Below are 19,898 nucleotides of genomic sequence, written 5' to 3' on the forward strand. Positions count from 1 at the left end.
ATATGCAAGCCGTAAAATCGGCTTGCAGGAGCGCTTTCACGTGGGAATTTCGGCGATTTCCCACAAACGGACGCCCCCGGTATGACAAGCCGGCTGGCTCAGGCTGTAGGCTTCTGACCATACCAGCGCGGCGTGTACACCCAATGGCCGCCGCTGTTGCGAGGAAACGTGCAGGTCAGCGATGAGCCGATCAACACCATGGTCCGCATGTCTACCTGCTCCGGGGTCAGTTCGCCCAGCGTAATTACACGCAATGTCTGACCCGGACGACCGACGTCACGGCCCAATGTCACGGGGGTTTCGGGAAGCCGATGCTGACGAACGATCTCCAGCGCACGCCCCAGTTGCCACGGGCGGGAGCGGGAAATCGGATTGTAGAACGCCAGTGCCAGATCGGCCTGGCAGGCAAGGTCCAGGCGCTTTTCGATGATCTCCCACGGCTTGAGGTTGTCGGACAGCGACAGCACGCAGAAATCATGACCCAGCGGCGCACCGGCCTGAGCGGCGGTTGCCAGCGAGGCCGAGACGCCCGGCAGGATTTCCAGCTCGACTGCGTGCCAGAGCGGATTGTCGGACTCATGCAGCGCTTCGAGCACCGCCGAGGCCATGGCGAAGACGCCCGGATCACCGGACGACACGACCACCGCCGAGCGACCTTGCGCGGCCAGTTCGAAGGCATGGCGGGCGCGCAGCATTTCTTCGCGATTGTCGCTGCTGTGCAGCACTTGATCGGCGCGAAACGGCCCGGCCATGCGCACGTAGGTTTCGTAACCCAGTACGTCATGCGCGCGCGCCAGCTCGGCCTTGACTGCCGGCACCATCAGGTCTGCCGCGCCGGGGCCCAGGCCAACCACCGCAACGCGCCCACGGCCGCGACCGATCTGCTCTGCATCCAGCGGCTGCTCGGCGACGGCAATCGTCATCTGGTTACCGATAGTGACGGAAGTCAGCGGCTGCGGCACAGCACTCGCAGCCATGTCGCTGGCAGACCCGACCTTGACGAAGCGCACAGGAACGCCCAATTGCGCAGCCGCCTGATGCAGGTACGCGTTGGCCATCTGCTCTTCGCTGGCCAACAGACAGGCCAGGGATTGTTCGGCAATGCGCGAATCATGCAAGGCCGAGCGAACCCGCGCCGCCGTTTCCTCAGTTATTTCACTGACGGCCACCAGCACGCTGCGCGGGTAGATCAGCAATTCATTGGCTGAAGGCTCACGCACAGTGCAGCCGACGTGAATCGCCCATTCGGCCTGCGGGTCTTCGGGCAACTGCGCACCGACCAGCCAGGGGGCCGTGCCTTCGATGCGCACGTGCTCCCCGGAAAGCAGATCGGAGACGAAGCGTTTGCCGTGCTCCAGATCGTCGAGCACGTAGCCGCTCGGCGGGTTGAGCAGGCAGGTGCCAAAACGCAGTTCGCCGCTGGTGGTAATCGCCGGAGCGACGCCAAGCCCGGTCGCAATGCTGCGCGCCATGACATTGACCCCGCCCAGACCGCCCAGCAGCGGCACCACGGCGCTGCCGTCTTCGGCCACGGCCAGCACCGGCGGCTCGGCGCCTTTTTCCAGCAGCAGCGGCGCCAGCGTGCGGATCACGATGCCTGCAGCACACAGGGCAATGATCGGCGTGTCCTGTTGATACAAATGGCGCAGCGTCGCGCCAAACTCACGGTACGTGCAATCAGCGCCGCTCACCCGCTCGGCAAGACCGTGGATCTGCGCGCCGGGAAACAACTGCTGAATGCGCCGCGCCGTAGCGAGGCTGCCATTGCCGAGAATGACGATGGCCGGAGTGTCGAAAGTCATCAGCCTTGCCACCTGTCGCCGGGGACGATAATCAGCGAGAAATACGGCGAAGACATCGGATCGACCTGATCCAGCGGCACGATTTTCTGGTTGCTCATGGTCGCACGCTCCACGTACAGGGCGCGCCCGGCCATGCCCAGCTCGGTCAGCACTTCACGCACTTTGTGGAAGTTGCGACCCAGTTTCATGATCACCGCTGCGTCGGCATCGGCCAGCTTGCGTTTCAGGTCTTCGTGGGACAACACGCCGGACAATACCGACAGGCTCTGGTTGCGATACACCAGCGGCGCGCCCAGCACCGAAGCGCCGCCTAGCATCGAGCAGACACCCGGAATCACTTCGGCATGGTAGCGCTCGGCCAGGCGATCGTGCAGGTACATGTAAGAGCCGTAGAAGAACGGGTCACCTTCACAGATCACCGCCACATCACGCCCGGCATCCAGATGCGCAGCCACTTGAAGGCTGGATTCGTCGTAGAAATCACTGATGACTTTCTCGTAGGACAGCGCTGCAGGCAATGCTTCGGTGGTGACCGGGTAGACCAGCGGCATCAATGTCTGAACGTCCTGCAAGTGTGCCTCGATGATGCCGAACGCATTGCCTTTCTTGCCCTTGGCGACGAAATAGGCGACCACAGGCGACTCGCGCAGCAAGCGCAGGGCCTTGACGGTAATCAGCTCCGGGTCGCCGGGGCCGACGCCCAGGCCAATCAATCGACCGCGTGCCTGCATCATTCGATCTCCGTGGCCAGTGCGTTGACTGCGGCGACCGCCATGGCGCTGCCGCCACGACGCCCCTGCATGATCACGAACGGCACGCCGCGGCTGTCGGCAGCGAGCATGGCCTTGGATTCGGCAGCGCCGACAAAACCCACCGGAAAGCCGAGAATCAGCGCAGGTTTTGGCGCACCCGCATCAAGCATTTCCAGCAGATAGAATAGCGCGGTCGGCGCGTTGCCGATCACCACGACACTGCCTTCCAGGTGCGGACGCCACAGCTCCAGCGCCACGGCCGAGCGGGTGTTGCCCAGTTCCAGCGCCATTTCGCGCACGCCTTCGTCATGCAGTGTGCAGATGATCGGGTTGTTGGCAGGCAATCGGGTACGGGTGATGCCTTCGGAAACCATGCGTGCGTCGCACAGGATCGGCGCACCGGCGGCCAGGGCGTTGCGCCCGGCGGTACCTGCACCCGGCGAGAAGCGCAGGTCTTCGATGACTTCGACCATCCCGCAGGCGTGGATCACGCGCACGGCGAGTTTTTCCAGGTCGGCAGGGATCGTGTCCAGGCGCGCTTCGGCGCGAATGATCGAGAAGGAATTGCGATATATCTCCTGACCATCGCGGATGTAATCAATCATGCCATGCTGCTCCGTGAGTCGGCGTTCAACTGCGCACCGACTGCTTCAATAGTAAGGTCACGCGCGCGCAGCACACCGAAACCGGGTTGGGCTGCGTCGCGAAAATAAAGGTCATAACGGCCGGGCGCCACGGCCAGCAAGGTCACAGGCGCGACGTGAGCGGCGGCACAGGAACGCGCGCAACCGCTCAGATGCACAGGCTGACTGTCCGCCAGCCCGGCAGCCAGCTGCAGGGCATCAGCCTTGGTGTCGGCCAGCCCTTTGGCACAACCGGCAGAACCGGTACATGCCACGATCTGCGCCAGCGGCTGTTCGACCGAACAGATCAGGCCCGCCGCCTGCAAGTGCGCCATGGCCGCTGACGCGCGCGCGACCGGCACATTGGGCAACAACAGGCTTTGCCAGGGCGTCAGGCGTAGGGTGCCGTCGCCCTGATCGGCAGCCAGTTGCGCCACTGTAGCGAGCATGGACGCGGTCAGACGACCCAGCGGCACCACCGCGCCGACCGCAACCAGACCGGGCTGCGCTTGTGGATAAATGCCGATATGGCAATTGCTCTGAATGGCCGGACGCTGCCAGCCGATTACTGCGTCATCAACCCGCAACGTGCAGCCCAGCCGGCTGGAAAGCTGGCGCAGCAGCTCATCTGTGGATAACTCGACCAGCAAATGCCGCATCCGGGTGTGCTCCGGGCGGGCCAGGTCGAGAAACAGCTCCAGCAGCGCGACAACCAACGCTTGCCCGGCGGCCACCGGCACGGCAGCCCATGGTCGATCATGGGCCGGACATCCCGCCAGGCCGAACGCCAGCCATACTTCACCGTCCAGCTTCAGTGCAGAAAGCCACACGTCATGCGGGTGTTCGAGCATGACCAGCGCTTCGCCCGCGTCCAGCGACAACGCGAACTTGGGCGACAATTCATGAAAACGCGGGTGGTTTTCCAGCGCCTCGAGAATCTGCGCCGCCAGCGGCCGGGCATCGAACAGCAGGTGCGGGTCCAGCCCGGCGGTCGGGCTGAGCATCAGGTTGCGCACATCGTCGCTGGCCGGATTGGCCGGACCAAGACCTGCGTTCATCAGGCTTTCGATCAGCCGCTCGTGCTCTGCACCGATGCCGCGAATCTGCAGATTGGCGCGATTGGTGGCTTCGATCACGCCCTGTGCATAAGTCTGCGCGGCCTTTGCCACTGCCGACGCCTGCACACTGGTAATGACGCCGCCCGCCAGTTTGATCCGGCAGATCCCGCCGTCCAGCGCCGGGACGATACGCAGCAACCCCGGACAGGCCGAGGGGCGTGGCGTTGTCGACGATGTGCGAGCGGACTGCTGCTCGTTCAATGGATCACCCGGTATGAACTGGCTGGAAACGTAAATGGATTAGAGCACTTGTACCCCGTTGGGCGCGGTATTATGCCTGCTTTGTCCGCAGGCATGAAAAGGCGCTCTGTCGGAAGTTCGAATTGAGGTATGTACATGTCGCCGTGGCTGACAGTGGTGGGAATCGGGGAAGACGGTTACAAAGGGCTGGGCAAGAATGCCCGGCACGCTCTGCTGCACGCTGATCAGGTGTTCGGCGGCCCGCGCCAGCTGGCGTTGTTGCCACCCTGCATCCGTGCCGAACGGCGTGCCTGGCCGAGCCCGTTCTCGCTGAACCCGGTGCTGGAACAGCGCGGTGCCGAGATCTGCGTACTGGCCAGCGGCGATCCGATGCTGTTCGGCGTCGGTGCCAGCCTGACCCGCGTGGTCGCCCTAGAAGAAATGCGCGTTCTGCCTGCGCCCTCCTCTTATTCACTGGCAGCGGCCCGGCTGGGCTGGCCGCTGCAAGAAGTCGTCACGTTGTCGGTGGTCGCTCGGCCCATGGCGGCGCTGAACGCTCATTTTCATCACGGCGTGCGCCTGCTGGTGCTGAGTAACGATGGCAGCAGCCCGGCGATCATCGCGGGTCTGCTGCGTGATCGCGGCTTCGGTCCGAGCCGTATGACCGTGCTGGAGCATCTGGGCGGTGACGCCGAACGGCGTGTCGAGGGGCTGGCCGGCGAATGGGGCAATCCTGACATCGCCGCTCTAAACGTCGTCGCCATCGATTGTCGCGCCGACGCCAGCGCCCTTCGCCTGAGCACCCTGGCCGGTTTGCCGGACAGTACCTTCGAGCATGATGGTCAACTGACCAAGCGCGATGTTCGGGCCATCACCCTCGCCCGCCTTGCACCGTTGCCGGGCGAGCTGCTGTGGGATGTCGGCGCAGGCTGCGGCTCGATCGGCATCGAATGGATGCGTGCGCACCCGACCTGTCGCGCCATGGCCATCGAAGCCGACGAGGGTCGTCAGCAACTGATCGAATTCAATCGCGACGCACTGGGTGTGCCCGGTCTGCAACTGGTTCGCGGCAGCGCGCCACAGGCGTTGAGCGGTCTGGAGCGTCCGGATGCGATTTTCATCGGCGGTGGCGTCACGCGGATTGGCGTGCTGGAAACCTGCTGGGAGCAGCTGCGATCAGGCGGTCGCCTGGTCGCTAACGCGGTGACCCTGCAAAGCGAGGCCGCGTTGATGACCTGGCGCGAACGGCACGGCGGCGAACTGACCCGGATTCACGTCGCGCATGCCCAGCCTCTCGGCGAGTTCGACACCTGGCGCCAGGCCCTGCCGATCACCCTGCTGGACATGGTCAAACCCTGATGCGCGACGAAACCGCCGAACAGCCTGCTCCGCTGCGCAGTGGCCTGACCACCGGCAGTTGCGCGACCGCGACCAGCCTGGCGGCAGCGCGGCTGCTGCTCTGCGGACAGGTCAGCGACGCGGTGGACATCGTCTTGCCCAAGGGCAAGCAGGTGCAGATGCGCCTGGAGTTCTGCCGGGTTGTGGATAACTTTGCCGAGGCCGGAACGCTCAAGGATGCCGGCGACGACCCCGATGTCACCCACGGTGCACTGGTGTTTGCCCGCGTCAGGCTGGAAACGGCACCCGGCGTGCGTTTCATGGCAGGCCCCGGGGTCGGTAGCGTGACCCGGCCCGGTCTGGTGCTGGCAGTGGGCGAGCCGGCCATCAATCCGGTGCCGCGGCGCATGATGACCGAACATTTACTGCGGCTGGCGGACGAAGCAGGCTATCGCGGCGGTTTCGAGGTCACGATTGGTGTCGAAGGCGGCGAAGCGCTGGCACTCAAGACCATGAACCCGCGCCTCGGCATTCTCGGCGGGCTGTCGATACTCGGCACCAGCGGGATTGTCCGGCCGTTCTCATGCGCGGCTTACATCGCCTCGATTCATCAGGGCATCGATGTCGCGACCGTCAACGGCCACCGGCACATCGCCGCCTGCACCGGCAATGCCAGTGAAGACACCATGCGTCGCGTCTACAACATCCCGGATATCGCCCTGATCGAAATGGGCGACTTCGTCGGCGCTGTGCTCAAGCACCTGCGTAAAGTGCCTGTGGATACGTTGAGCCTGTGCGGTGGCTTCGGCAAGATCAGCAAACTGGCGGCCGGCCATATGGATCTGCATAGCCGCCATTCCAGCATCGACCTGCCGCAATTGGCGCGTTGGGCGGCGCAGGTCGGCGCGGACGCTGCCTTGCAGCAACAGATCCTGCACGCCAATACCAGCCAGCAGGCGCTGGCGATGTGCGCTGCGGCGGGGGTGCCGCTGGGTGACGAAGTCTGTCGCCATGCGCTGGCGTTTGCCCGCAGCGTGGTGCCTGCACGGGTACGGGTCGAAGTGTTCGCGATCGATCGCCAGGGCGGCATCGTCGGTCAGGCGGGCGTTGCGTTATCGAAGGAACACATATGAAACGAATTCTGCTGTTGGGCGGCATTACCGAAGCGCTGGCGATTGCACGCAGGCTTGGACCCGAGCACATCTACAGCCTGGCGGGCGTTGGCCGGGTACCAACCGATCTGACTTGCCAACTGAAAGTCGGCGGCTATGGCGGCGCAGAGGGCATGGCGCAGTACATTCGCGAACAGGGTATCGATCTGCTGCTGGATGCCACTCATCCGTATGCCGCGCAGATCAGCCACAATGCGGCGCTCGCGGCGCAGATGGCGGGCATCCCATGCTGGGCCTTGCGCCGCACAGTCTGGCAAGCCGGTCCGGATGATGACTGGCGTGAAGTGGCCGACTGGTCAGAACTGATCACGGCGCTGGCCCCGTTCAAACGCCCGCTGTTCACCTTGGGTCGCGAGCCGTTGCAGCACTTGCATGAAATCCCGGCACAGCAGTTCTGGACACTGCGCGCGCTGGACAGCTACCCCGGCAATGAACGCTGCGAAGTCATCGGCGCACGCGGCCCGTTCTTTCTTGACGATGAACGCCGGTTGTTCGAACAACGCGCTATCGACGTCCTGATCAGCAAAAACAGCGGCAGCCGCTCCACCGAGCCCAAACTCGACGTCGCCCGCGAACGCGGCCTGCCCGTCCTGATCCTCAAACGCCCGCAGTTGCCTGAGGTGGACAGGATTTTGTGGAGCGTGGATGAGGTGCTTGGGGCGTTAAGGGACGGAGCTTTGAGACTCTCTCAGTAAATGTGTGAGTGACCGGGGCGGCGATCCGCACTGCTCGCGAATGCCCCGTAGGACGGCCGAAGGTTTATGCTGATGTGAGTCCGCTTTCGCGAGCAAGCTCGCTCCCACAGGGGCTATGTATCAAGTGGGAGTGAGCTTGCTCACGAAGAGGCCTGCATGGCCGCCGATGATTTATGCTCAACGTGCGTCCGCCTTCGCGAGCAAGCTCGCTCCCACAGGATCGTTATTTTCAAAGCCATACAGCGTCCCATAAGGGATAATCGCGCACGCTTTTGACCAAGCCGGCGCGAACAGGATTGGCAACGATATAACGGGCAAAACCCACAAGACTGTCTTCAGAGCGGACGTTGATGTCGTGGAATCCGCTTTGCCAAAACGGCCCACTGCAGCCCTTGGCTTTATTTATGGCGATCGCGCTTTTCGATTTGACGCGCTGTACAATTCTGGATAACGAATGGCTATTCAACTGCAGCAGCCAGTGAATATGGTCGGGCATGACGACCCATGCGAGTGAATTGGCCAGTTGCCGCTCCTGGACTTGCCTAAGTTCATCAACGAGCAGCCGACCCATGCGCCAATCGGAAAAAACAGGATTTCTCTCGAATGTTTTTGCAGTAACCAGATAAATTTGGCCCGCCCCGGAGATCCGCCCTATACGCAAGCGATGTGACTGCGCCCTTTCGTTCATACCCATTACCTTATGGCGGCGTGTTTAGGAACGACTCTATAAAACCAGCACACTCGGTGGGGCTTAAAGGTTTACCTGAGTGTTTCGGATGTTCAACCGAGCTACCCTTCACTCATTTTCCCGGAGAATCCCCCCATGCTCAAAAAAGCACTCCTGCTGGCCGCATTACTGCTGCCGGCCTGCTTCGCCCAGGCCCATGAGTACAAGGCAGGGTCGCTGCTGATTGGCCATCCGTGGTCGATGGAGTTGCCGCCCAATGCGCCCACGGTGGCGGCGTATTTCATTATCGAGAACAAGGGCGACAGCGCCGACCGGCTGCTCAGTGTCGATACGCCCATCGCCGGACAGGCGCAGTTGCATGAGCATGTACACGCCGACGGGCTGATGAAGATGCAACACGTGCAGGCCGTCGATATCCCGGCAGGTGCCAAGGTGAGTTTCGCGCCTATGGCCTGGCATGTGATGCTGCTGGACATCAAGGATCGTTCGAAGCTGATCGTCGGCCAGCGCTTCCCGATGACCCTGCATTTTGAAAAGGCGGGAGATGTCGAGGTGCAGGTCGTGGTACAAAAGCAGGCTCCCGAGCACCAGCACTGAGTAGCGTTGCAGATTGAGCACCACCCGTCGTCGCCACAGCCCTGCCCTGCCCCGTAACCGTCGGGGCGCATGGCTGAGCCTGTTCGCCATGTTAATGATCTTTATCGGCCCACTGGTTTCCCAGTCGATGCCGATGGATCAGCACGCCGGTATGTCGACATCCATGTCGATGTCCATGCCCGGCGACATGGCCATGTCCGCCGACAGCCACGCTGATCATGGCGCCGAGCACGTCATGCCTGCCGATGCCGGCATGAGCGATCACGCGCTGTGGGCCAAGTGCGGTTATTGCACCCTGCTGTTCAGTTGCCCGGCCTTGCCCCATGTACTGGAACTGGTGGCCGCTGCGCCACCCATACCCAGCGACTTCTTTGCGTTGCTGCCGCTGCAAGGCCATGCGCGCAAGTCGATCTTCCCCAATGCCCGCAGCCGGGCTCCACCGACGCTCGTTACGGCATAACCCGAACGAAAAATTCCACGATCGCGTGCGGCTCCAAGGCTGTGCGCGATTCGTGCTGTGTTATCCCTGTTGGGGAGCGTTGAACGTGTCCAAACCTGTTGTCTCCTTTTATAACCTGGCCTGGCGATGGCATTTCTACGCCGGGCTGTTCGTCGCGCCATTCATGATCCTGCTGTCGCTGACCGGGATCATCTACCTGTTCAAGCCGCAACTGGACGACCTGATGTACCGCGATCTGCTGTATGTGGCGCCAGCCGAGCATCGTCTGGCTGCCGATGAGCTGCAACAGCGGGTGCTGCGTGCATATCCACAGGCCGCGGTCGGCAAGTATTTTCCACCGACCAGCACCGAGGGCAGCGCGCAATTCGTTGTCAGCGAACAGGGCCGCGAGCTCAACGTTTTCGTCGATCCGTATCGCGGCGAAATTCTTGGCACTCAGGACGCCAAGGATAATTTGCAGGCGATTGCCCGGGCGCTGCACGGCGAATTGATGATCGGCACCGTGGGTGACCGACTCATCGAGCTGGCGGCAGGCTGGGGCATCGTGCTGGTGGTCTCCGGTGTGTATCTATGGTGGCCACGAGGTCGCTCGGCGGCCGGTGTGTTCTGGCCGCGCCTGACGACCAAAGGCCGCGTACTGTGGCGGGACCTGCACGCAGTGACGGGGTTCTGGGGCGCGCTATTGTTGCTGTTCATGCTGTTGAGCGGCATGACCTGGACCGGCCTGTGGGGCAAACAATACGCAGCGGTGTGGAATACCTTCCCGGCCGCCATGTGGACCGACGTGCCGAAATCCGACAAGCAGGCGGGCGAGCTGAACAGCGCCAGTGCGCAGACTGTGCCGTGGGCAATGGAGAACACACCAATGCCGGTTTCGACTGGCGAACACGCTGAACACATGAACCATATGCACATGTCCAGCGCACCGGCAGCGCCGACCGTGTCGCTGCAAAAGGTCGTCGACATCGCACGCGCCAGAGAAATCGTACCGGGCTACAGCATCACTCAACCGAAGACGGCCGACGGTGTATTCACTGTTTCGGTGTTCGCTGACGACCCGCGCGATGACGCAACGCTGCATATCGATCAGTACACCGGCAAGGTGCTGGCCGATGTGCGCTACGTCGATTACAGCGCGGTGTCCAAGGCCACCGAGCTGGGCGTGATGCTGCATGAGGGCAAGTTTTTCGGCTGGGTCAATCAGTTGCTGATTCTGCTGGTGTGCCTGATGGTGCTGCTCAGTTCGGTCAGCGGCCTGGTGACCTGGTGGAAGCGCCGCCCTCAGAACGGATTGGGCGTGCCTGCGCTGCGCCACGACCTGCCGCGCTGGAAAACCGCGACCGTGGTGATGATTGCGCTGGGGGCAATCTTCCCTTTGGTGGGCATTTCAATGCTGATTGTCTGGGTGCTTGATCGAATAGTGCTCTCGCGCTTTGCCAAACAGGCGACAACAGCTTAGATTGCTCCCTGCGGGGCCTGAAACCATTGAGTGGCGTTGTGATGAATTCCTCCTCATACCCGGTTTCAGGCCTCGCCCTGCCTTGAATCGCCCTTGCTCCCCCGATACGTCCTACCGAGCGGATAGCCGATGCTGCTGTCATCGACCAGCGCTGGCCGATAGCCCTGCGCCGCCAACCCTGACTACATGAAATGAACCGCCTGGCCATTGCCTCGAGCGGATCATCCATCATGCAGACGAATCGGCACCATGAACTTACCGCTCACGACATCAACCCCACCTCTACCCGCCTCGCTTGCCAGCGATACCTATCCACCCGATTTCAGCAAGACGACGCAAGAGTTGGCCCGTAGCCTGCTGCACCCGCTCAAACCCGACCTGAATGTCGAGACGACATGGCTGACCTACCGTGACAGCAAGGTCGCACCGGACGACGGCGCCAACATACACAGCGTTCCGCTGATCACCAGCCTGGTCGAGCATTTCACCGGCCGTCTGAACTGGACCGACAATGACGTGCAGGGCCTTTACCCGAGTCCGTCGTCCACTTCGCAAACACCTATCATCCAACCGCTGGGCCGGGCGGCTGTCACGGATTTCTATACTCGGGTCAGCCAGCAACTGGAGCAATTCTATAGCCAGAAACTTGCCGACTACTGGTCCGTTGCAACGCCGGATGGCGAAACCCGGAGCAGCCAGCTTGTCGCCGAGCAGATCGAATGCCTGAAATCCGAATGCGTGGTGCTGATCGCCTCGGGAAAAATGACGACCGGGCATTACAGCCTGCTTTCAGCAGCACTGGGCCCATGCGCTCCAAGCCCCATCGGAAACATCACCGAGATTCAGCCACACAGCATTTTCGGCCTCGCGACACGTATCGGTGATGGCCCTGCAATTGCGATCTCCGGTGCGTTTGCCATCGCTCGACGTCTTCGTGAAGAACCGCTGCTACAGATTGACGAAGAGGAGCTTGAGGACGTCCTGCTTTTCACTCCCCATGACGGGCTGGAGGCATTTGCATCCTTGACGCAAATGAATGAGAGCCTTGCTCAACGAGCGACAGAGCCTGACTACAGGCAACGCATGGGGATTGAGCCTGCGGCTGAAGCCACGTCCGGCATCATCGCGCTGCAATGGCAGTACACCTTGCTGGAAGGCAATTTCCTCAGCCTGTTAAACACCCGCCAGATCGCCACACAGCAATCGATATTCGCTCACGCGGTAAGGCGTGCCCGCGCCGAGCGAATGGACGAGGTTTGTTTCGAGCAATCGATAGCACAACTGCTGAGACCAGAGCTTCACTTCGACAACCATTGGCGGCTCGACAGGCTCGATAGCGATCTGGTGCAAAGCCAGATGCCTGACTGGTGGAAGACCATGACGCAGGCGCAACGCAGCGAATGGCATAAGCAGGCGCGGCGGTTTGGCGAGTCGGTTGTAAGCATTCGCAAGGCGAGCAAAAAACACTTCGGCCAGCCGGAAATCGATAGCCGCAGCTATCTGATGCGCTACATCGATAAACAACTGGAGGACGTACTGAAACATGCATCCGTCGAGATAGCCGCGCAACAGATTACTGTTTCACTGACCTACAGAACGAGCACCGAAGTGCTGGAGATTCCCGGCGCACCGGTGCTACCGGCAACCAGGACCGAGAGCATTTCGCTCAGCCAGCTGGCGCATACCCATGCCTACCGTGCAAAGGCCGAGGATGCGTTGCTGATTCACGCTGTCGATGGCGAAGGCAACCTCATCCAGCGGCTGGACATACATGCCATAACGGGGCTGATCACAGCCATAGAAAATCCTCGACACCTCAACGACTACCTCGCCCTCAATCTGAAGACATCGGCATACGCTCAGCAGCTCAAGCAGTCTCAAAAAAACATGCTGGAAGCTCAGATGAAGATGGCGCTCCTGGAGATCGAACATCAGGCATTCGCGTTGGCGGGGCGGGAGTGGATCAAGGCAGTGCTGGATTCGCCAGCACCGGAAGGGCGTCGAGCTGTCAACGGGGAGGCAATCGAAGTCCGGTTTTTCAGCGTCAACCAATTCATGATGAGCAATGTCATGCTGATTGCTCCAGCCGGAAAGTTCGACAAGGGCCCACTGGTGCTGTGTACGCTGGATGCGCCCGACGGCGTCGTTTTTCGCTGGTTCAACAGCATGTTTCATCTCACTATCAGCTTTCTGGAAACAGCGCCGTTTCAGCGCTACCTGACCCACCAGATTCCGGTCACCAGGAGGCTGGAAACCCTGCGCGCCATGCAGTACGAAAAAGAGGCAAAACACTGGCGTCCGCCAGAGCTGATTACCCGGCTATTGCTCATTCCGATCCCTGAGAAGCTGCTGCACCCGGTAGTTTTTGTCAGACAACACAAAGACATCTACGAGGAAAATCACGAAACCAAAATTGACCAACTGATCAACGAAGCCAAACGGCAGATGAGCCCGACAAGAGACGCGGCGCATTCCGGCCCTGGCTTTGATCTGATCGCAAGCATCTCCATTCTGTTTTTGCCTGACCCGATCATGATGCCTGTTGCGCTGGGGGTGGGCCTGTATAAAACCTGGAGCGCTTTCTCGAAAGTCGATGAAAACGACCTTGAAGGTGCTGCAGAAGAGTTTCTGAGCGCCATCGGCTACCTGGCGACCGCGCTCATTGGCCATCTGGCGCTGGCCCTGAAACCAGCAACACACATTAAGAAAGCAGTAAGACGCCCGCACCTGATACGTAAGGTCGGCCGCGACGGCCAGATGCAGATCGGCTACCTACTGTCGCACTCCAGAGCACCCCGTTTTGCAGAACCGAAACTGATCGTCGCCATGGACTCGCAACGCTTTATCGCTATTGAGGTGGAGGGACAGACCTGTTTCGTAAGCCGCAGGGCCAACATGTTCGGCCACTCGCGCCTTTATCGACTGAGCCCGATTGATGCAACGCTGCTGGTGCATGAGCAGGAATTCGCTCTACGCACCACAAGCGGTGGCTGGAGACTGGTGGGTAAACAGATACCGCGTATGAGTCAGTCCGCGATCCTCAATGCCAGATCACAACTCGCCAAGCTGACGACCGCGTGGCCCGCGTCCTTGCAGGAGGCAAGCAGCGCGGAACGTTTGAAGTTCGAAGCCGATTACCTGGCCTTGGCTGAAGCGTCAAATGCCGAAAGTTTTTCCGAAATAGCGAGTTATACAGAAGGCGGATCGGCAGACATCAATCCGCTGTTGCGAAGCGGTGTGCGCAGCGCCACGACAAGCAGGTTCCTGCTTCAGTTCTATCGACTCCGCGCGTGGCACGGCACTGCTTTTCGCGCGACGTACGTATCCAGCGACGGGATGGCGTGCCTGGAGCGCGAGGTGGGTGCAGTGTTCACCGACAATGGCGTGCAGTCCGCATCCGTATCACGGGCCAACGCTTCCAGGTGGAGTCAGGATGGATTCATCACCAGCAACGCCGATGCCGAAAACCAGCCGGTGTTCTTCATCTTTGCGCCAGGAGTGCCCAAGAAGAATATGTTTACCGGTTTTCTGGGTGATCACGTTGCCATACCTCCGGGAGCTCACTTGCAACTGGGTGCAACGACCCGAATCAATGGTCAGCTGTTTGCCTGGTTCGATACGCCGGAACAGCTGGTTGATCAGACGTACAACCTGTACACCGGAGAACAGGAGCTGTGGGTCTGAAGCACCTGAGAAATTGACAGCTCAGTAGCCCGAACACGCCTTTCGCACCATCACAGAGCCTCATACGCACCAACGGCAGAACATTGTTCCACCTTGGTGCGACCCCTCGGCGCAACGCGACAAAATCATTCCGTTTCGCGACGCTCCTGCGTTGGCCCAGACATTGCTAAAGCCTGTAAAGGACAACGCCGCGTAAGACATCGCCACACAACCAGAAAAATGAACCAAGGGAGCCAGTCAATGAAGCGTCGCAGCCTGATCAAAGCCTTTACCCTGTCCGCATCGATCGCCGCCATGGGGCTGACCTGGACCGTTCAGGCTGCCGAAACCATCAAAGTCGGCATCCTGCATTCGTTGTCCGGGACGATGGCGATCTCCGAGACCTCGCTTAAAGACATGGCGTTGATGACCATCGACGAAATCAACGCCAAAGGTGGTGTCAACGGCAAGATGCTTGAGCCAGTGGTCGTGGACCCGGCGTCCAACTGGCCGCTGTTCGCTGAAAAAGGCCGCCAGCTGCTGACGCAGGACAAGGTCGCTGTGGTATTTGGCTGCTGGACCTCGGTGTCGCGCAAATCCGTATTGCCGGTTTTCGAAGAGCTCAACGGCCTGCTGTTCTACCCGGTGCAGTACGAAGGCGAAGAAATGTCGCCCAACGTGTTCTATACCGGTGCAGCGCCTAACCAGCAGGCGATTCCTGCGGTCGAGTATGTGATGAGTGAAGAAGGCGGCTCGGCCAAACGCTTCTTCCTGCTTGGCACCGACTACGTTTACCCGCGTACCACCAACAAGATTCTGCGAGCGTTCCTGCAATCCAAAGGGGTGGCGGACAAGGATATCGAAGAGGTCTACACCCCGTTCGGCCACGCCGACTATCAGACCATCGTGGCCAACATCAAGAAATTCTCCGCCGGTGGCAAGACCGCCGTCATTTCCACCGTCAATGGCGACTCCAACGTGCCGTTCTACAAGGAACTGGCCAACCAGGGCCTGAAAGCCACCGACGTTCCGGTTGTCGCCTTTTCGGTAGGTGAAGAAGAACTGCGCGGCATCGACACCAAACCGCTGGTGGGCCATCTGGCCGCCTGGAACTACTTCCAGTCGGTGGAAAACCCGGTCAACAAGAAGTTCGTCGCTGACTGGAAAGCTTACGCCAAAAAGAAAAACCTGCCGGGCGCGGACAAGGCCGTCACCAACGACCCGATGGAAGCCACTTACGTCGGTATCCACATGTGGGCGCAGGCCGTCGAAAAAGCCAAATCCACAGATGTGAACAAGGTCCGTGAAGCGATGGCCGGACAGACGTTCGCCGCCCCCTCGGGCTTCACCCTGACCATGGACAAGACCAACCACCACCTGCACAAACCGGTGATGATCGGCGAAATCCAGGACGACGGTCAGTTCAACGTCGTCTGGCAGACCAAAGAACCGATCCGCGCCCAGCCCTGGAGCCCTTACATTCCCGGCAACGACAAGAAACCGGACACTCCGGTGAAGAGCAATTGATGTGGCGAGGCTGAAAGCGAAATAACTTTCGCCCTCACGCTCAAGCGATAGTCGTTACACACAAGTTCGCTCGGCCTTAGGGTAGAACGCATTTTTTGTAGGAGCGGACTTGTCCGCGAAGGCGGCTGTTCAAACGATACATCTTCAAAGAATGTACCGGCCCTTTCGCGNCGGCCTTCGGCCAGAATCAAGAGCAGACGACGCCATACTGAATCAAGGCCATATTGATATGCCTTCTTACCTCTACCGCTTCATCCTCGCCATCAGCCTGCTGCTGCCCTTTGCAGCGCAGGCCAGCGATGCGGGTGATTTCGCCGCCGCCAGTTCCTCGAAACAGGCAGAGCTGCTGGAGGCTTGGGCAGCCAGCCCGGTTCCTGAACGCATCGAACTGCTGGAAGCGTTGCGCGATGGTCGTGTTGCCGCTGACAGCAGCAAGCGCGCCTGGATCGAAAGCAACGAGAAATACGTGCCCGTGGATGCCGAAGCGCCCGCTGCCGCCGATGCCCCCACCCCCGACGAGCCGCGCAAACTGCGCCTGAATAATCGATTGCGAGGGCTGGTGGAAACCGCGCTGGCCAGCCATCAGCTGCTGGCAGCCGATACCAGTCTACGTCTTGCGGCTGCCCTGCAGCTGCAAAAAAGCGCCCGTCCCGCACAACTGGATCTGCTCACCCAACGTGTGGCCAGCGAAACCGATTCTGGCGTTAAAAGTGCGCTAACCCTGGCGCTGGCCAACCTGCAACTGGTCGATTCCAGCCCCACGGTGCGTCTGGCAGCCGTGCGCCTGCTCGGCGAAACCGGCGACCCGCTGGCCCGCACCCGTCTCGAATCGCTGCTGGCGCCTGGCGTCGAAACCAATGCGTCAGTGCGCATCGCAGCAGAAACCAGCCTGGCTCAGGTCAACCGCAAGCTGATGATTGGCGAGTTGCTCGGCCAAGCGTTCAGCGGCATGTCGCTGGGCTCGATCCTGCTGCTAGCCGCACTGGGTCTGGCGATCACCTTCGGCCTGCTCGGCGTGATCAACATGGCCCACGGCGAAATGCTGATGCTGGGTGCCTACTCGACTTACGTGGTGCAACTGATGTTCCAGCGCTACGCGCCGGGTGCTATCGAGTACTACCCGCTGATCGCATTACCCGTGGCGTTTTTTGTCACCGCCGTGATCGGCATGGCGCTGGAGCGCACGGTGATTCGTCACTTGTATGGCCGCCCGCTGGAAACCCTGCTCGCCACGTGGGGCATCAGCCTGATGCTGATTCAGGCCGTGCGCCTGGCCTTCGGCGCGCAAAACGTAGAAGTGGCCAACCCGCAATGGTTGTCTGGCGGGATTCAGGTGCTGCCCAATCTGGTGCTGCCGTACAACCGCATCGTGATCATCGCCTTCGCGCTGTTCGTGGTGCTGCTGACCTGGCTGCTGCTGAACAAGACCCGCCTGGGGCTGAACGTGCGCGCCGTGACCCAGAACCGCAACATGGCTGCCTGCTGCGGCGTGCCGACCGGGCGTATCGACATGATGGCGTTCGGACTGGGCTCGGGCATCGCAGGACTGGGCGGCGTCGCGCTGAGCCAGATCGGTAACGTCGGCCCCGACCTGGGCCAGAGCTACATCATCGACTCGTTCCTGGTGGTGGTGCTCGGCGGCGTCGGACAACTGGCCGGCAGTGTGACGGCGGCTTTCGGGCTGGGCATCGCCAACAAGATTCTTGAACCGCAGATCGGCGCCGTGCTGGGCAAGATCCTGATCCTCGCGCTGATCATTCTGTTTATCCAGAAACGTCCGCAGGGCCTCTTTGCACTGAAAGGACGGGTGATCGACTGATGAGCCAGCCATTGATAGTAACCGCCGCACAAAAAGTCGGCCCCAAGGGTACGCTGGCAGTGGGCAGCCTGATTCTGGCCGTGCTGCTGGCACTGCCGCTGCTGTCGTTGCTGCCAGCCGAAAACGGCTTTCAGGTCTCGGCCTACACCCTGACGCTGGTGGGCAAGATTCTCTGCTACGCCATCGTTGCCCTCGCACTGGACCTGGTCTGGGGCTATGCCGGGCTGTTATCGCTGGGCCACGGCCTGTTTTTCGCCCTGGGTGGCTATGCGATGGGCATGTACCTGATGCGCCAGGCCGCGGGTGACGGCCTGCCTGCATTCATGACCTTCCTGTCGTGGACCGAACTGCCGTGGTACTGGACGGGCACCGACAACTTTCTCTGGGCGCTGTGCCTGGTGGTGCTGGCGCCGGGCCTGTTGGCGCTGGTGTTCGGCTTTTTCGCTTTCCGCTCGCGCATCAAGGGCGTGTATTTCTCAATCATGACCCAAGCCCTGACCTTTGCCGGCATGCTGCTGTTCTTCCGCAACGAAACCGGCTTTGGCGGCAACAACGGCTTCACCAACTTCCGCAGCATTCTGGGCTTCAGCATCAGTTCGCAAGGCACTCGAGCCACGTTGTTTCTGGCGACTGTCGTGTTGCTGGTCGCCTGTCTGTACATCGGCTGGAAACTGGCACAGAGCAAGTTCGGGCGGGTACTGACGGCGCTGCGTGACGCAGAAAACCGCCTGATGTTCTGCGGTTACGATCCGCGCGGCTTCAAGCTGTTCGTCTGGGTGTTGAGCGCGGTCATGTGCGGTCTGGCCGGGGCCTTGTATGTGCCGCAAGTCGGCATCATCAACCCCAGCGAAATGTCGCCGACCAACTCCATCGAAGCGGCCGTGTGGGTCGCCCTGGGCGGTCGCGGCACATTGATCGGCCCGCTGCTGGGCGCGGGTCTGGTGAATGGCATGAAGAGCTGGTTCACCGTGGCCTTTCCGGAATACTGGCTGTTCTTTCTCGGCGCGCTGTTCATCATCGTCACGCTGTACCTGCCCAAGGGCGTGATCGGCCTGCTGAAGAAAAGGAGCGAGCCATGAAAACCACTCCGACCCCGTCATTCATGCTCGAACCGGTGCTGGCCCCCAACTCCGACGCCGGCACCAGCCGCGATGCGGTAGGCCTCGGCAAAAGCGCCGGCAAAGGGCTGAACACGCGGCATGGCACGATCCTCACGCTGGAAGACATCAGTGTCAGTTTTGACGGTTTCAAGGCGCTGAATAACCTCAATCTGTACATCGGCGTGGGCGAGCTGCGCTGCATCATCGGTCCCAACGGCGCAGGCAAGACCACGTTGATGGACGTCATCACCGGCAAGACCCGCCCCAGTCACGGCAAGGCCTGGTTCGGCGAAACGCTGGACCTGACGCAGATGAGCGAAGTGCAGATCGCCCAGTCCGGGATTGGGCGCAAATTTCAGAAACCCACGGTGTTCGAAGCCCTGAGCGTGTTCGAAAACCTGGAACTGGCGCAGAAGACCGACAAGTCAGTGTGGGCCAGCCTGCGTGCACGGTTGACAGGCGAGCAACAGGACCGGATCAATGAAGTGCTGGAAACCATCCGACTGACCAGTTCGATGCATCGCCCGGCGGGCTTGCTGTCGCACGGTCAGAAGCAGTTTCTGGAAATCGGCATGTTGCTGGTTCAGGACCCGCAGCTTTTGCTGCTCGACGAACCGGTGGCAGGCATGACCGACGCCGAAACCGAATTCACCGCCGAACTGTTCAAAGGCCTCGCTGGCAAGCACTCACTGATGGTGGTGGAACACGACATGGGCTTCGTCGGCTCGATTGCCGACCACGTCACCGTGCTCCATCAAGGCAGCGTGCTGGCCGAAGGTTCGCTGAACGACGTACAGGCCGACGAACGCGTGATTGAAGTGTATTTGGGGCGCTGACTCGCCCAGCTGGAAGCCTCTAGCTGCAAGCTAGAGGCAAAAACAACGTGCTGCTCTTTACTTAAAGCT

General features: G+C 60.9%; 16 protein-coding genes. 11 read left to right on the forward strand and 5 right to left on the reverse strand.

The window, feature by feature from the left end; genetic code table 11:
• Positions 1-98 precede the first annotated feature (98 nt).
• From cobJ to cobG, 4 genes are read right to left on the reverse strand one after another with little or no spacing between them, the layout of a single operon-like run.
• On the reverse strand, positions 99-1,802 hold the full coding sequence (cobJ, locus tag ABJ99_RS02125; RefSeq protein WP_054084422.1) for a precorrin-3B C(17)-methyltransferase: 1,704 nt from the start codon (positions 1,800-1,802) through the stop codon (positions 99-101).
• On the reverse strand, positions 1,802-2,533 hold the full coding sequence (locus ABJ99_RS02130) for a precorrin-2 C(20)-methyltransferase (protein WP_054084676.1): 732 nt from the start codon (positions 2,531-2,533) through the stop codon (positions 1,802-1,804). Before ABJ99_RS02130 ends, cobJ begins: the two co-directional genes overlap by 1 nt.
• A complete protein-coding gene (locus ABJ99_RS02135) occupies positions 2,533-3,159 on the reverse strand; it encodes a precorrin-8X methylmutase (protein WP_003368856.1) in 627 nt (208 codons plus the stop codon). Before ABJ99_RS02135 ends, ABJ99_RS02130 begins: the two co-directional genes overlap by 1 nt.
• Positions 3,156-4,496: a precorrin-3B synthase gene (cobG, locus tag ABJ99_RS02140; RefSeq protein ID WP_080377976.1), complete on the reverse strand. Its 1,341-nt coding sequence runs from the start codon at positions 4,494-4,496 to the stop codon at positions 3,156-3,158. The genes ABJ99_RS02135 and cobG overlap by 4 nt, the downstream gene beginning before the upstream one ends.
• Positions 4,497-4,631: 135 nt before the next feature.
• Between cobG and ABJ99_RS02145 the strand changes: the two genes are divergently transcribed.
• Genes ABJ99_RS02145 through ABJ99_RS02155 form a run of 3 tightly spaced genes read left to right on the forward strand, consistent with a single transcriptional unit; the run spans position 4,632 to position 7,680 of the window.
• A complete protein-coding gene (locus ABJ99_RS02145; RefSeq protein WP_054084677.1) occupies positions 4,632-5,834 on the forward strand; it encodes a bifunctional cobalt-precorrin-7 (C(5))-methyltransferase/cobalt-precorrin-6B (C(15))-methyltransferase in 1,203 nt (400 codons plus the stop codon).
• The gene (locus ABJ99_RS02150; RefSeq protein ID WP_054084424.1) at positions 5,834-6,946 is read left to right on the forward strand and encodes a cobalt-precorrin-5B (C(1))-methyltransferase; all 1,113 of its coding nucleotides are present in this window, start codon (positions 5,834-5,836) and stop codon (positions 6,944-6,946) included. Before ABJ99_RS02145 ends, ABJ99_RS02150 begins: the two co-directional genes overlap by 1 nt.
• Positions 6,943-7,680 carry a cobalt-precorrin-6A reductase gene (locus ABJ99_RS02155; protein ID WP_054084425.1) on the forward strand — a complete coding sequence of 246 codons (738 nt, stop codon included), beginning with the start codon at positions 6,943-6,945 and terminating at the stop codon, positions 7,678-7,680. Before ABJ99_RS02150 ends, ABJ99_RS02155 begins: the two co-directional genes overlap by 4 nt.
• 229 nt (positions 7,681-7,909) lie before the next feature.
• Here the strand turns inward: ABJ99_RS02155 and ABJ99_RS02160 are convergent, their stop codons facing one another.
• Positions 7,910-8,368: an REP-associated tyrosine transposase gene (locus tag ABJ99_RS02160; RefSeq protein WP_054084426.1), complete on the reverse strand. Its 459-nt coding sequence runs from the start codon at positions 8,366-8,368 to the stop codon at positions 7,910-7,912.
• A 135-nt stretch (positions 8,369-8,503) separates the two neighbouring features.
• Between ABJ99_RS02160 and ABJ99_RS02165 the strand changes: the two genes are divergently transcribed.
• The 8 genes from ABJ99_RS02165 to urtD all read left to right on the forward strand — a co-directional run bounded on the left by ABJ99_RS02165 (position 8,504) and on the right by urtD (position 19,829).
• Complete coding sequence (locus tag ABJ99_RS02165) at positions 8,504-8,965, forward strand: copper chaperone PCu(A)C (protein ID WP_054084427.1); 462 nt, start codon at positions 8,504-8,506, stop codon at positions 8,963-8,965.
• A 46-nt stretch (positions 8,966-9,011) separates the two neighbouring features.
• Positions 9,012-9,425 (forward strand): DUF2946 domain-containing protein, encoded by a 414-nt coding sequence (locus ABJ99_RS02170; protein ID WP_375232738.1) that lies wholly within the window; start codon positions 9,012-9,014, stop codon positions 9,423-9,425.
• An 85-nt stretch (positions 9,426-9,510) separates the two neighbouring features.
• Complete coding sequence (locus ABJ99_RS02175; RefSeq protein ID WP_054084429.1) at positions 9,511-10,884, forward strand: PepSY-associated TM helix domain-containing protein; 1,374 nt, start codon at positions 9,511-9,513, stop codon at positions 10,882-10,884.
• 249 nt (positions 10,885-11,133) lie between these two features.
• Positions 11,134-14,568 (forward strand): dermonecrotic toxin domain-containing protein, encoded by a 3,435-nt coding sequence (locus ABJ99_RS02180; RefSeq protein ID WP_054084430.1) that lies wholly within the window; start codon positions 11,134-11,136, stop codon positions 14,566-14,568.
• 240 nt (positions 14,569-14,808) lie between these two features.
• The gene (urtA, locus tag ABJ99_RS02185; RefSeq protein ID WP_054084431.1) at positions 14,809-16,074 is read left to right on the forward strand and encodes an urea ABC transporter substrate-binding protein; all 1,266 of its coding nucleotides are present in this window, start codon (positions 14,809-14,811) and stop codon (positions 16,072-16,074) included.
• A gap of 229 nt (positions 16,075-16,303) precedes the next feature.
• Positions 16,304-17,893, forward strand: coding sequence for an urea ABC transporter permease subunit UrtB (gene urtB / locus ABJ99_RS02190; protein ID WP_054084432.1), 1,590 nt, complete (start codon positions 16,304-16,306; stop codon positions 17,891-17,893).
• Positions 17,893-18,972 (forward strand): urea ABC transporter permease subunit UrtC, encoded by a 1,080-nt coding sequence (urtC, locus tag ABJ99_RS02195; protein WP_054084433.1) that lies wholly within the window; start codon positions 17,893-17,895, stop codon positions 18,970-18,972. Before urtB ends, urtC begins: the two co-directional genes overlap by 1 nt.
• On the forward strand, positions 18,969-19,829 hold the full coding sequence (gene urtD / locus ABJ99_RS02200) for an urea ABC transporter ATP-binding protein UrtD (RefSeq protein WP_054084434.1): 861 nt from the start codon (positions 18,969-18,971) through the stop codon (positions 19,827-19,829). Before urtC ends, urtD begins: the two co-directional genes overlap by 4 nt.
• Positions 19,830-19,898 lie beyond the last annotated feature (69 nt).

Source organism: Pseudomonas syringae pv. cilantro, assembly GCF_001293775.1.
In the GTDB taxonomy this organism is placed as follows: domain Bacteria; phylum Pseudomonadota; class Gammaproteobacteria; order Pseudomonadales; family Pseudomonadaceae; genus Aquipseudomonas; species Aquipseudomonas syringae_P.